This is a genomic window from Pedobacter nutrimenti, from assembly GCF_032678445.1.
In the GTDB taxonomy this organism is placed as follows: domain Bacteria; phylum Bacteroidota; class Bacteroidia; order Sphingobacteriales; family Sphingobacteriaceae; genus Pedobacter; species Pedobacter nutrimenti_A.
The window spans coordinates 17,158-31,226 of sequence record NZ_JAVTSQ010000013.1; the positions used below are offsets into that span (position 1 = coordinate 17,158).

7 protein-coding genes are annotated in these 14,069 nt (G+C 41.0%); 6 read left to right on the forward strand and 1 reads right to left on the reverse strand.

The window, feature by feature from the left end; genetic code table 11:
* Nucleotides 1-9: 9 nt before the first annotated feature.
* From R2S08_RS22665 to R2S08_RS22680, 4 genes are all read left to right on the forward strand, one after another.
* Entirely contained in the window at nt 10-1,308 is a 1,299-nt protein-coding gene (locus R2S08_RS22665) for a glycoside hydrolase family 16 protein (RefSeq protein WP_316837284.1), read from the forward strand.
* Nucleotides 1,309-1,349: 41 nt separating this feature from the next.
* On the forward strand, nt 1,350-3,653 hold the full coding sequence (locus R2S08_RS22670; protein ID WP_316837285.1) for a glycoside hydrolase family 95 protein: 2,304 nt from the start codon (nt 1,350-1,352) through the stop codon (nt 3,651-3,653).
* A 178-nt stretch (nt 3,654-3,831) separates the two neighbouring features.
* The gene (locus R2S08_RS22675) at nt 3,832-5,670 is read left to right on the forward strand and encodes a hypothetical protein (RefSeq protein WP_316837286.1); all 1,839 of its coding nucleotides are present in this window, start codon (nt 3,832-3,834) and stop codon (nt 5,668-5,670) included.
* Nucleotides 5,671-5,698: 28 nt separating this feature from the next.
* On the forward strand, nt 5,699-7,498 hold the full coding sequence (locus R2S08_RS22680) for a hypothetical protein (RefSeq protein WP_316837287.1): 1,800 nt from the start codon (nt 5,699-5,701) through the stop codon (nt 7,496-7,498).
* Between the two features lie 194 nt (nt 7,499-7,692).
* On the opposite strand, the gene R2S08_RS22685 is transcribed toward R2S08_RS22680, so the two are convergent.
* Nucleotides 7,693-9,006, reverse strand: a complete 1,314-nt coding sequence (locus tag R2S08_RS22685; RefSeq protein ID WP_316837288.1) for a hypothetical protein — start codon at nt 9,004-9,006, stop codon at nt 7,693-7,695.
* A gap of 127 nt (nt 9,007-9,133) precedes the next feature.
* Between R2S08_RS22685 and R2S08_RS22690 the strand changes: the two genes are divergently transcribed.
* Nucleotides 9,134-12,244: a TonB-dependent receptor gene (locus R2S08_RS22690; protein ID WP_316837289.1), complete on the forward strand. Its 3,111-nt coding sequence runs from the start codon at nt 9,134-9,136 to the stop codon at nt 12,242-12,244.
* A gap of 105 nt (nt 12,245-12,349) precedes the next feature.
* Nucleotides 12,350-14,047: a RagB/SusD family nutrient uptake outer membrane protein gene (locus R2S08_RS22695; protein WP_316837290.1), complete on the forward strand. Its 1,698-nt coding sequence runs from the start codon at nt 12,350-12,352 to the stop codon at nt 14,045-14,047.
* Nucleotides 14,048-14,069 lie beyond the last annotated feature (22 nt).

The following is a 14,069-nucleotide window of genomic DNA, read 5'->3' on the forward strand; positions in this document are numbered from 1 at the left end:
ATAGAAATAATGAAATATAAAACAGCATGGGCATTATGTCTTTTAACGTTTTGCGGCTTAAATAAAACATACGCTCAACCTAAAGCAGCAGATTACCGGTTACTTTTCGCAGATGATTTTGGAAGAGGATCAAAGGTAAATCCCAATGATTGGTTATACCGCAGCAATCTAAAAATGGGTGGTGTGAGCTGGGCCGGAAACGTATCGCAGGGAAAAGCTACCGACGGCAGCGGAAAAGATTGTCTTCTGATAAAATTTACTGTGGATAGTCTGCGGCCCAAAGGACAGCAGTATTTGGGAGGCGGGGTTGTATCGACCCATAATTTCGGATATGGATATTATGAGGCTAAAGTGAAACTGTATGGAGGAGACAAGGAACTGGCCGGGTTGCATCAGTCATTTTGGTCTATGGGGCTTACCGGTACTAACGAGGCAGAGGGTGTGGGTGTAAGAGATTCTTTTGTTAGGGCAGGGCTTATTCCACAAGAGAACAGAGTGCTTGAAATTGATGGTTTTGAACACAATTCCATGAATGGCAGACTTGCGCAGAATTATCATATTTATACGCCTACCCATAAAAGTGAGGCGCCCATGCCAAAAAGTACGGACAGGGATTTGTCAAAATGGATAACGGTGGCATATGAATGGTTGCCGGATAGAATTAATTTTTATTGCGATGGGAAATACCTGTCTACAAAATATTTAGATGGCATTTGGCAGGTGTACGCTCCCCAAAATTTATGGCTAACTGCATTACCTGTTGATGTTGCGGCATGGGGCGGTTTGAAAAAGCCTGTGAAAAATGCAGCGATGCAGGTAGATTATGTACGCTTTTACGCTAAAGTTTTGCCAGGGGCAAACCGTGTCGGTAATGCCGGTTTTGATTATGGAAATATAAAGAATACCTATCCCATTGCCTGGATTGTTGATGATAAAACAGATGGCAAGGCAGTGCGTGTGGTATCAGATACGACATCTTCCCAATCTGGTAAAGGTTATCTGCTTTTTAAAACCGATAAGGCCTACAAAGCTGCGGTAAAGCAAATCATAGAATATATACCAGATGGGAACTATACTTTTAGCGTATGGGTTAAAAGCTCTGGCGGACAGAAAGATGCTTCTGTTGTAGTCAGATCGGGAAGTAAAGAACAAACCATCCTTCTGAAAGAAAAGGCTAACTGGGAAAAAATGGTCATCCCTAAGATCAAGGTGTCAAATCATCAGGCAGTCATTGAGATCAGAACTGATGCAGAAGCCGGGCAGTGGCTGATGATAGATAATGTAAGTTTTACGAATGGTGAGCTTTGATATAAAATGAGCTGTTATTCCAACCAAATATTCATCAAATTATGCGAGTACTAAAACATATTTATTTTCTGTTTTTTATAGTGTTGGTGGTCAATCCAGGCAATTTAAAAAGTCAGATGGTTAAAAGGGCAGCCATGACATTATGGTATAGTGAACCTGCGCAGTCCTGGGGCGAAGCTTTACCTTTAGGCAACGGTAGCATCGGCGCTATGGTTTCCGGAGGAATTCAAAGTGAACATATCTATCTGAATGAATCCAGTGTCTGGTCCGGTCAATATCACTTCAATGAAAATAAAGATATGCCCGGGAAAATCAAGGAGATCCGGCAGTTGTTATTTGACAGGAACTACAGCAAGGCTGAAGAGTTGGTCACTAAATATTGCACCACCGTAAACGATCCCCGCTATGGTGCCTATCAGCCCCTTGGGGATCTGTATATTGATTTTAAGAATATTTCCGGTACGGTAAGTAATTACCGGAGAACATTGGACCTGAACAATGCAACCAGTACGGTCGAATTTACCGCAGACAAGGTTCGTTTTAAACGAGAAGCTTTTATCAGTGCACCTGATCATATTATGGTTTTAAAACTGACCTGCAGTGAAAAAGCAAAGATAAGCTTTGACCTGAAACTAAACCGTGAACGGGGAGCAACTACAGTGTCAAAAGGTAAAGACGGACTGCTGATTACCGGAACAAATGATTTTGGAGGATCAACTTTTTATAGTCAATTAAAAATCATCCCAGTTAACGGCGCTGTTAATTATACCGGAGACAAGCTCAGCGTTACAGGGGCAGACGAAGTCCTGATTCTGCTGACCGCCTCCACTAATTTTTGGGCTGAAAAACCTGAACTAAAATGCCAGCAAACCATAACGGCAGCTGCTAAAAAGAATTATCAGCAAATTCTTGCAGCTCATATTAAAGATTATCGGTACTACTTCGATCGGGTAGCCATTGATCTGGGTTCATCAATCAATAACAACCTCCCGACCAATGAGCGGCTTAAAAAGGCAAAGGAAAGTAATGATAATGAGCTTTGTGCCCTGTTTTTTCAGTATGGGCGTTACCTGCTGATTTCCAGCTCCCGTCCAGGTGGCCTGCCGGCCAATCTGCAGGGCATCTGGAACAAAGATTTTAAGCCAGCCTGGTTTTCTGATTTTACTGTTAATATTAATTTTCAAATGAATTACTGGCCTGCAGAAGTGACTAATTTGTCTGAGCTTACCCAACCAATGTTCAGGCAGATCGAGCGCATGTACCCGGCAGGGAAAAAGTCGGCCAGAGAACGCTATGGCATGCCTGGTTGGGAGTTGTCTACCCGAAGCACACCCTGGGGCGTCAATGAACTCAGGGGAAGTGCTGGTTTACTGTTTCAGGACGGTGCTGCATGGCTATGCACCCATTTATGGGAACATTATCTGTATACAGGTGATCGGGAATTTTTGAAAAAATATTACCCATTGATAAAGGAATCTGCATCGTTTTATGATCAGTTTTTAGTTAAAGACCCGAGAAACGGATGGTTGGTATCGGGACCGTCAACTTCACCGGAAAATAAGTTTAAAGGACCGGATGGTAAGGAGTATAGTGTTGATATGGGGACTACGATGAGTACCCAGATTGTTTATGACATATTTACGATCAGTGCTAAAGCTGCCAGCGTATTGCACCTGGATAAAGACTTTAGTGAACAGCTGATAGAGAAACGTTCAAAGCTTGCACCTATGCGGGTGGGGTCAAAAGGCCAATTGCTGGAATGGATAGAAGAATATGAGGAAACTGAGCCGCAACATAGGCATATTTCACATTTGTATGGATTATTTCCAAGTAATCAGATTTCGTTGGAGGCCACGCCAGCCCTGGCAGCAGCCGCTAAAAAGACCCTGACGGTTAGGGGTGATGGAGGAACAGGTTGGAGTAAGGCATGGAAAATCTGTTTTTGGGCCAGGTTGAAAGAAGGCAACCACGCCTATAAAATGTTAATGGAAACATTTAATGAAAGTACGCTACCGAATCTGTTCAATAACCACCCACCTTTTCAGATTGACGGCAATTTTGGTAACACTGCAGGAATTGCCGAAATGCTGATGCAGAGCCAAAATGAAGAGATTCTTTTATTGCCGGCATTGCCCGCGCAGTGGAAAGATGGGAGTATCCGTGGTCTGGTTGGCCGTGGCGGTTTTGTGGTTGATCTGTTCTGGAAAAACAGCGAGCTGACAAGGGTTAACATTCGTTCTAAAAATGGGGGAAGTTGTAAAGTTAGGTATGGAGATAAGACCGTTAAATTTAGTGCCGTCAAAGATCAGAAATATCAATTAGATCAAAATTTAAGAAAAGTATAGTATAACATGTTCCTGGGTTATCACCTCATGCCGTATATCATTTATACGCGCAGGTAAATACTATTGCCTGAACTGAAGCGAATTCAGATCATTTCTGCAAGGTGCAGGAGAAGGTTTATTAATAGCAATGGCCTCCAGGAATGAATAAGGATAAAAAAACAAATATAACAAAACGAATATGTATAGATTTAGAATTGGCCCCCTGTTGTTATCAGTGGGTATGTTGATGATGTTGTTGCCTGTTGGACAGGTATTTGCTCAAGAAACGGTAAAAAAAACGGTTAATAAAAGTAAGTCGCTGTCTGGTGCGCTTGCCGGATATCAGTTGGCCTACGAAGAAGAGTTTAACGGGAATGCTTTAAGCCAGTCTGAGTGGTTCTATCGGCACAACAGCCAATTGTTTGCCGGTGGGTTTAATCGAAAGGAAAATGTCTCTGTCATCACCAAAGATGGTGTAGGTTATCTTGATATAGCTTATAAAAAAGATACGGATTACAATAAAGACGGCGTATCTGATTTAAGTGGAGGAGGGGTAATTTCCACTAAAACTTTTGGCTATGGATACTACGAAGCGAGAATAAAATTTTACAAAGGATCCAAAGGTTTACACCAGTCTTTTTGGAACCATGGGCTTGGAATTGATGTAAACGAAACAGGAGATACAGCCTATAGTGAAGCAGCAAAACGAGATTTGAGACCAACCGACAATGTGGCAATTGAAATTGATGGCATCGAGCTGGACTCGTACATGAACTACGGCAAAACCAATTATTGGTTTAATAAAAAAGCCTGTGATTGCATCCCGGAATCAACAGCAGCAGCATTTAACAGATTCGACCCTGCATATATGGATTTAGATGGGTGGATCAATGTTGGTTTTGAATGGTTGCCAGGCATGGTAAAGTATTATATTAATGGTGTAGAGCGCTACAGGTACAGTTTTACCACCCCCTCCTACGCCGCGATGGAAGTCTGGCTGACAGCACTTGCCAATAACATCTGGTTTAAAGGGGAACCATTGCCCGGAGCGAGCATGAAAGTAGATTATTTTAGATACTACCATAAACCTCTATATGCTAACCTAATTGGTAATTATAGTTTTGAGTTTGATGGTAGAGCAACTGAAAGTGTGAGGAACTGGATAATTTACGATGGAATTTACAATAATGAAAAGACCGATGGCTGCCGGGTGGTGTACGATGGAACAGCTTATGACGGAAAAGGCTATCTGCAACAGGATGGCAGATCTGATGTGCCTTTTATCGCTTCCAGATATGAATTGAATTATATCCCTAACGGTACCTATACATTAACTGCGTGGGTTAAAAGGTCGGAGGGAATGAAAAAGGCAACCATGAGTGTTTTGCAACCGGGCGCTAAATCATTTGATCTAAGTATCCCTCCAACCAATAATTGGACCAAAATAACCCTTGACAATATCGTAATTAAGTCAAATACGGCCACTGTCGAATTTAATACCACAGGTGCGGATGGCGAATGGCTCAAATTGGATAAGGTAGAGTTATTTGATAAAGCAGTAGATAACCCAACAAAAAAATGGCCTGTAATAGTGAATGAACTGGAACATGGCTATAGTGAATCAGGCCCGTTTAAGGGCAGCTTTAATTTTAGCCCGCATGAAGGCGGTATCTGGGGCAATGCAGTTAAAGGTTACAACAATAGCTCGGTGCGTATGTCTGATGGTAGCGAGGGGCTTTTTGCACAATGGAAACTCCCTGTACAGCCCAAAGGAAATTACGATGTATACATCTACAGAGCCATTTCGAAAGATGCGGATGATCATGCCAAAATTGAGATCAAATACGACGGTGGTACAGCTGTTAAATATCTAAATTACTCTGCAGCTGAGCCTGGATGGGTGTTTTTGGGTAACTATAAATTTGGGGCGGAGGCAACGAATTATATCCGCAATTACGCCAGTGCTAAAGGCAAAAAAGTAATCGCCGATGCGGTTGCGGTTACCTTATCCGGCGGTTCGCCTCCGGTATCACAATAGTTAGCAAAAGTTTAACCAAAATATAAACATGAAACAGAACGATTATTTATTGCAATGCCTCGCGTTGATGGCCTTGTTCGCCGTATCCTGTAAAAAAAACATCCCTCATACGGAACAGGAAACGGCTGGGACATATAAGCTGAACAAAAAGATGAGCGTAAGCACCCCGGCACCTTCCGGATATGTCTTAGCCTACGAGGAAAATTTCAACAATTCTGTAGTAGACCCTAATGCTTGGTATTACCGCGAAACAGGTAAGTATACGGGAGGCTTTAACAAGCGGGAGAATGTGTCGCTGGTTACGCAAGATAGCATCGGTTATTTGAATATAGCTTACCGTGATGATGTGGATTGGGATAATGATGGTAACAATGATATTAGCGGAGGTGGCGTTATCAGTAAAAAAACTTTCGGTTACGGATACTATGAAGCCCGTATTAAATTCTATAAAGGCGCTAATGGTTTACATGAATCTTTCTGGACCCATGGTATGGGCATCACAACAGGAGAGACAACCGGTACAGAATATAAAGAGGCTGCAAAAAATGATCTGGTCCCTACGGATAACAAACTGATCGAAATTGATGGGATTGAATTAGATTCTTACATGAACTACGGCAAAACCAATTTCTGGTTAAACAGGCCCGCTTGTGATTGTCCGGCAGAATCGACATCGGCCGCATTCAACAGGTTTAGTGAAAGCTATATGGATTTAGACCAGTGGATTGATGTAGCTTTTGAATGGCTGCCCAATACAGTAATTTATTATATTAACGGGGTGGAGCGTTTCCGCTACAATTACCAGACAATAGCCTACTCGCCAATGGAAGTCTGGTTATCTGCACTGGCAAATACAAAATGGTCTACAGGAGGTAATCCTGAGCCCGGAGCAAGCATGAAAGTAGATTATTTCCGCTATTACAATAAGCCGATCTTAACCAATATCATTGGAAACAATAGTTTTGAGGTTGGTGGTGTATCTTCTGAACAGGTAGTGAGTTGGGTGGTATATGATGGTATTTATAACAACAGTACAACAGATGGTGTACGTGTGGTTTTTGACGGCACGGCCTACGATGGTAAAGGTTATTTGCAACAAGATGGTAAAACGGGAACAAACGGTACCACTTCTAAACATTTGCTGAACTATATCCCCAATGGGACGTATCGGTTAACTGCCTGGGTGAAGAAAACTTCCGGGATGACCAGTGCAAAAATGGAGGCCACAAATATAGGCGGTACAAATCGATCTGTTGATATACCTGTTGCTGCTGAATGGACCAAAGTGACACTAGATAACATTGTGGTCAGTTCTAACCAGGCCGTAATCGGATTTAGCACCACCGGGCCAGATGGGCAATCGCTTAAAGTAGATAAGGTTGAAATGTATGATAAACGTTTTGCCTTACCGGACGATTCAGGTATTTTGATCAGTGATATGGGGGCTGGTTATAGCGAAGCTGGCACCTGGAGTAACAGCAGTCTTTTGGGGTACCAGCACTCTGCCAGCAGATATGCGGGTGTAAGTGGGCAATATGCTCAATGGAATCCAAATATCCCTTCTGATGGGAATTATGATGTTTATCTTTATAAGATAGTTAATGCAAACTCTGATCCGCAGTCAAAAGTAAATATTACGCATTCGGGTATAGTTACCACTAAGTACGTCGACTTCACAGCGGGTACGTCCGGTTGGGTTTTCTTAGGTACGTATAATTTTATGGCCGGAACAAACGGGTATGTACGGACTTACTATAATACAGCAGGTACTTATGCCAGGGCAGATGCCGTATATTTTGCTTTGCCGGGAACAGGGGCGCCGTTATAAATTGCTATGGGGGTAGGGTAGAGCATTTATAGTCGAAAATTCTGTACAGCTGCTTCAAGACTAACGATATCAGGCGGGCTGAAGAAGCCCGCAGATCTCTGAGGTCTTTCCGCAGCGTACGAGAATTTTCGGTAGCAATTGCAGAGGGGGAGGAGACCGGAGTGGGTGCGAGCTTGGATAGGGTGTTAAAATTGTTAGAATTTTTCCTTCGTTTTCAGGTCTGATAATTGGAAGTTGTCAAAACGACCTATTCCTGAAAACGATATTTTAACCCCCATGATCTTACCAATAGGCTTTTTGTAAGGTTTTGTAAGTACATTTTTGGAGCCAACATATAAATTGATCTGCTGATTTTCTACCCGAAGTTTTACATCTCCTCCATTACTTAAATCGTGACCAAGTTCCCTTAAATCATTTTTTTTGCCTTCTTTATAATTTTCTGAAAATTTATAAGATGTAAATGCCGCACATTCCAGTTTCATGATGTCAAAAGAATGGTAATCAGTTTCGCCAAACACGGTAACATCAGCTTGTGAACACCTCACCCCAGCTCTGTTTTTAGAAGTTGTAAGGTGAGTTGAAAGTTCAAAATTATCTCCGCTGAGATTGGTCGGTTTGATATTGGTAAATGCAATAAAAAAAGTTTTTTTGTTATCAATACCCGCGTTAATAATCTCGTCTTCAGATATTTTTGGAATTTCTTCGATTGTAGTTCCTGTATTTGAAATAGGGTATACCCGTGTGGTATCATATTGCATGGACCCTGTAACGCTCCAGCCTTTTGTTTGAAGATAGACATAACCGGTATCAATTACTTTATTTTTATAATACAACTTTGGATAATACCTTCCCGGAACTTCGTAATAATGGTTAACCAGGCTATCCCTGAAATTGGATCTCTTTAGCCTGCCGTCGCCGAAATCAATTTCAAAGTTTGACATGGAATCGGGTAATTCACCTTTTACATTTAATTTAAATATAGCTGAGTGAGGAGTCTGGCCTTCAGGATTTAAGCAGTATAAATGCACATTTTCAGCAGACTGTTCCGTAGAATGAGGAAACCTTATCAGCAAGATGGCAGTAACGACAATGCAAACTAAAAGTATAGATAGCAAGACTGTTTTTTTTAATGACCTGTCTTTTTTTACAGCTGGAGCAACACTTACAACGGGATCGGGTTTTGATAAGTTTGGGCCATCTGTTATGGGGGTTTTTAATTCAAACTCATACCAATCCCTGCAACCAATAAACTGTGCAAGCGCATCCCGAGTTGCCTTTTGCGGGTAATAACGTGCTGAAGTTTTTGATTTCCCGAATATTCTTTTTAAGGTGCTTTCACTTAAATGGACTTTAGTTTTTCGGGACAGTAAGGCACTCAGTTTTACGTAATCGCTATTGGTCCATTCTGCCACTGGTTTTTCAGTAACCTGTTCAGCTATTTTTTGGCAGCAAATATCCAGCTGTTTAAAGAATATTGAATTTTCAACCTGTTCAGAATGTGTTTCCATTTGTGGCTAACGGTCTGTTGATTAGTGGTTTGGGTTGTTTAAAATATTGACTAAGGCTTTGACTAAGGCATTGTAAGTCTAGTCCCTTATCCTGTGTCTAAATTTAGATAAACCAAACCGAATATAAATGAAAAGAAAATTACTTCTTATTGTCATGTTTCTGGGACTCCAGTACGTGGCACTGGCACAAACCAGAAATGTATCAGGCAAAGTTGTCGATGCAGGTACAAAAATGCCAATCCGGGGTGTGAGTATTATTGTTCCGGGAACTAAAATAGGGACAACGACGAATGACAACGGAGAATTTAACTTTAGTGTTCCGCAGGAAACGAAAAATGTAAGGGTTACATTTATTGGCTATCAGGAACAATTGGTAGAACTTACGGGTAAACTTTTACAGATTGCCCTAAGTGATGCAAGTCAAAACTTGCGGGATGTGGTTGTCGTCGGGTATGGTACACAAAAGAAAAAAGATTTAACAGGAGCCATTTCTACAATAAGCGCTGAAGATATTGTAGGCCGGGCAACTGTACAAGTTTCAGAAGCTTTGCAAGGGGCAATTCCAGGGGTTTCCGTTACCCGTAGCAGTTCGGCACCAGGTGCCGGAGCCACTGTTCAGATCAGGGGAGTTACTTCATTAAATACCAATTCGCCATTGGTGGTGGTAGATGGTATCCCGGTAAGCAGTATGGATTTGGTTAATCCAAATGATATACAAACGCTTACGGTATTGAAAGATGCCGCATCTGCTTCTATTTATGGATCGAGGGGTGCTGCGGGTGTGATTTTGATTACCACTAAAAGAGGCAAAAGCGGAGCTTCGAATTTAGACTATACTTTTGACTATGCCCTGCAAAAACCTACAGCTTTACCAACCTACGTTAACTCGCCTACTTATATGAAATATTTTAATGAGCAGGCTACTAACGATGGGGCGGCAACCGGACCTTACGCAAATGATTATATCGTAAACTTCAATGCGCACAGAGCCGCAACTCCTGACCTGTTTCCATTTGGAAATACCGATTGGCAAAGCCTGATCTTAACCAGGGAGTATGCCCCTCGGCAGGAACATAATTTAAGCTTTACCTCTGGTACAGATAAATTAAAAACAAAAGCTTCATTTGGCTATCAGAAAATAGGTGCTTTTTATAATAACTACGATTATGAGCGTTACCAGTTTAGGGTAAACAACGATATAAAATTAAGCGATAAGTTCAATGCAAATGTCGATTTAGCTTATAGAAGGATTGATGGATTAAGACCGGTAGACAATCCATTTAGCGGGCAAAGTGCTATTTATGAGGCTAGACTAATGCCATCAATCTATGCTGCTACCTATACCAATGGTGCATATGCCATTGCAAAAGATGGACGTAATCCATTGGCTCAATTAAATGAAGGTGGTACTTATACTGCAGGGTTAAACCAGTTACAGGGTAGGTTGGCATTAAATTTTAAACCTCTAAAGGATTTAACCTTAACCGCACAAGTTGCGCCAACATTCGATTTTGATAAGAGCAAGGCATTTTCGAAGAAAATCACCTACACGAATGCAGATGGTTCAGCGAGTTCTTCCAGTAACACTGCATTAACAACCTTAAGAGAAGTACGGACTGAAACTTATCAGTTAAATAGTCAGTTTCTGGCCAATTACACTAAAAGTTTTAATGATAAACACAATTTTAGTGCTTTGGCGGGTTTCGAGAGTATCTATTTTAATTACGAAACACTGGGCGCAGGTAGAGATGGCTTCGCTTTAACCGATTACCCATATTTAAGTGTCGGCTCGCAGCTCTTAAGAGATAATTCCAGTGATGCAAATCAGGAGAGCCTTCATTCTCTTTTTGGGAGGTTAACCTACGATTATATGGGTAAATATTATTTACAGGCCAATTTGCGTTACGATCAGTCATCAAGGTTTGCACCGGGATTTCGTGGTGCTACCTTTCCCTCTTTTTCTGCGGGATGGAACATTTCTGAAGAGAACTTTATGAAAAGTGTTAAATGGATTAGCTACCTTAAATTAAGGGGCTCTTATGGAAGTGTAGGTAATCAACGGATTATTAATCCATATAAAGAAAGTGCGCGTAGTTTTAATCCGGCCCAGGATAGAGATTATCAGCAAAACTACTATCCATCGCAAGCGCTAATTGATCTTTCTAATACTGCTCTGTTTTATCAAAATGGGGTATTGGTACCCTTAACTACTGCTGCACAAACTATCTATGCGATCAATGATATCAAATGGGAAACAACCAAATCATCTGATATAGGTATTGATGCCGCCTTTTTAACTAATCGGTTAAGTGTTACTGCAGATTACTATAAAAAAAGCACCAGAGATATTTTGCTTTCATTGGATATACCCTATAACCTTGGCTATGACAGGCCAATTCAAAATGCGGGGGTTTTAAATGTTTACGGCTGGGAACTCGGCATAAACTGGAAAGATAAAATTGGAGAATTTACTTATAGTGCCGGTTTTAATATTGCTGATGCTAAAAGTGAGATCAAAAACATGAACAGTACCCGTCAGGAGATCAATGGTCAGCAGGTCAATATGGAAGGTAGCCAGTTTAATGAGTGGTATGGTTATTTATCGACGGGTATCTATCAAACCACTGCAGCTGCAAGTGGCGTAGCCAAAACAAGTTCTGCTGTTACGGCTGGTGATATTGGTTATGTTGATGTGGATAAGAACGGAATTATCAACGCCAATGACCGTGTTTTACTTGGTGGTTCTTTACCAAGGTACCAATACGGAGGTAACATCAATGTTGGCTATAAAGGATTCGATTTTAGTGTGGTTTTTCAAGGAGTAGGCAAAAGATTAAGCAGATTAAATAATGATGTGATAAGGCCATTTCAGGAGCAATTTGGTAACTTTCCTACACTATTGGATGGTAATTTTTGGAGCAAAACCAATAGCGCAGATCAAAATCTGGTTGTACAATATCCAAGGCTATCCAACACCAGCAGTACAAACAACTATGCCAGTTCTGATTTCTGGTTGATAGATGGATCATATTTCAGGTTGAAGAATGCTACACTGGGTTATACTTTTAGTAATTCAGAACTATTAAAGAAGATAGGGCTCCAGTCTGTACGGATTTATATTGCAGCCAATGATTTCTTAACCAGCAGCAAATTTCCAAAATATGCTGATCCCGAATCTGGAAATGCAAGTTATCCAATTGTAACCACTTTTTTGGGAGGCGTAGCAGTTAAATTTTAAAAGTCAAATACTTAACAAAATGAAACCATCATAAGCATACCGCTTACAAACAGCAATGAATATGCTTATGATAGCTTCATAACCATTAAAATTAATTATATACTAATGAAAAAATTATTTATCACCATATTGCTATTGGCTTTCTGCAGTTATTCTTGTAAAAAGCTAGATTTAAATCCTTTGTCGAGTCCAGGCTCAAGTAATTTTTATTCAAACCAGAACGAACTGGAGCTTGCCGTAAACGATTTATATCGCTTGGACTTTTGGACACCGGTAAAGGAAAGTACAGGTGCCTGGGAAGAGTTCTTTTCTGATAATTGTTTTTATCGCGGGGGTTCAGGAGGTAATCCGGTAATTGCTGGTAGTTTGTCTTCTTCGGATGGCAACGTGCAAACTTTTTATCAGAATTGCTATAAGGCTATTGCCCGTGCCAATACCTTTTTAGAAAATAAAAATAAGGCTGCATCCAATACGCCGGCAGCTATAATGACCAGACTTGAGGCCGAGATGAGATTGATCAGAGCGTTTCAATACACTAAATTGATTACGCATTTTGGAGATGTGCCCTTAATTTTAAAAACACAAACTATTGAAGAGGCAAGTAATGTTGGAAAGACAACAAAAGCAGATATTTATAATTTTTTGAAGTCCGAATACGATTTTGCTGTTCAAAATTTGCCACAAAGCTACGGTGCTGCAGTTAAAAGATTAACAAAGGGGGCCGCTTTGGGGTTAAAAGCTAGAACGGCATTGTATATGAGTGATTGGGAAACTGCCAGAACGGCGTCGTTGGCTGTAATGGAATTAACGGGGGCGGGAGCATATACATTGAATAATTCTTATTCAACATTATTTCAGAAAGCAGGTGAGCAGAGTACCGAAATTATTTTAAGCATACCACGAGATCAGACCCAAAAAGTATCTTCTGTGCCTGATGATATCTTAACGCGTAATGCGGGCGGATTTGGAGCAACAATGCCAACCAGAGAATTGGTGGACGCTTTTGAGTGCACAGATGGAAAACCGATTAATGAATCTTCTTTGTATAATCCGTTAAATCCTTTTGCAAATCGTGATCCGCGTTTGGCAGCAACCGTAGTCCCTTTCAATACCTATTGGTTGGGTTATAACTATACGCCTCATCCAGATTCCACGCAGGTGTGGAGTTCTAAATTGGGCAGAAAAGTAAACAATAATGATACGCGTTCAGTAGCGCCATTTGCCAGTTTCACAGGTTTTGTTTTTAAGAAAGGAATTGAACAGAGTTGGTCTGATGCTCATGTTGAAGATAATGATGCCATTATTATCCGTTACGCTGAAATATTGATCACCTATGCTGAAGCAAAAGTAGAATTGGGCCAGGCCGATGCAACTGTTTTAGATGCCCTGAATAAAGTGCGGGCAAGGGCTTATGGTGTTCCTGTAACTCAGCTGGCCTCTTATCCTGCCGTAACTACTACTGATTTAACTGAACTCAAAAAAATTGTAAGGCGGGAAAGAAGGGTAGAATTTGCTTTTGAAGGCTTACGTTATATGGACCTGATCAGATGGAAACTGGCCGAAAAAGCATTGACTAAACCTGTAATAGGCTTACCAGATCCTGCCAACCAGAACAGGGCAAAATGGCCATTTCCAGGTGTAACACCAATTGATGCAGATGGTATTGCAGATTATTCAGGATTTGGGAGCGATGTGAAAATTCTATTTACGCGAAATTTTGATAAAAGCAAACAATATGTATGGCCATTGCCTGCGGTTGAAGTGCGCCTGAACCCTAAGTTAACACAGAATCCAAATTACTAATTCATAATGGCCGAAAGTGTTT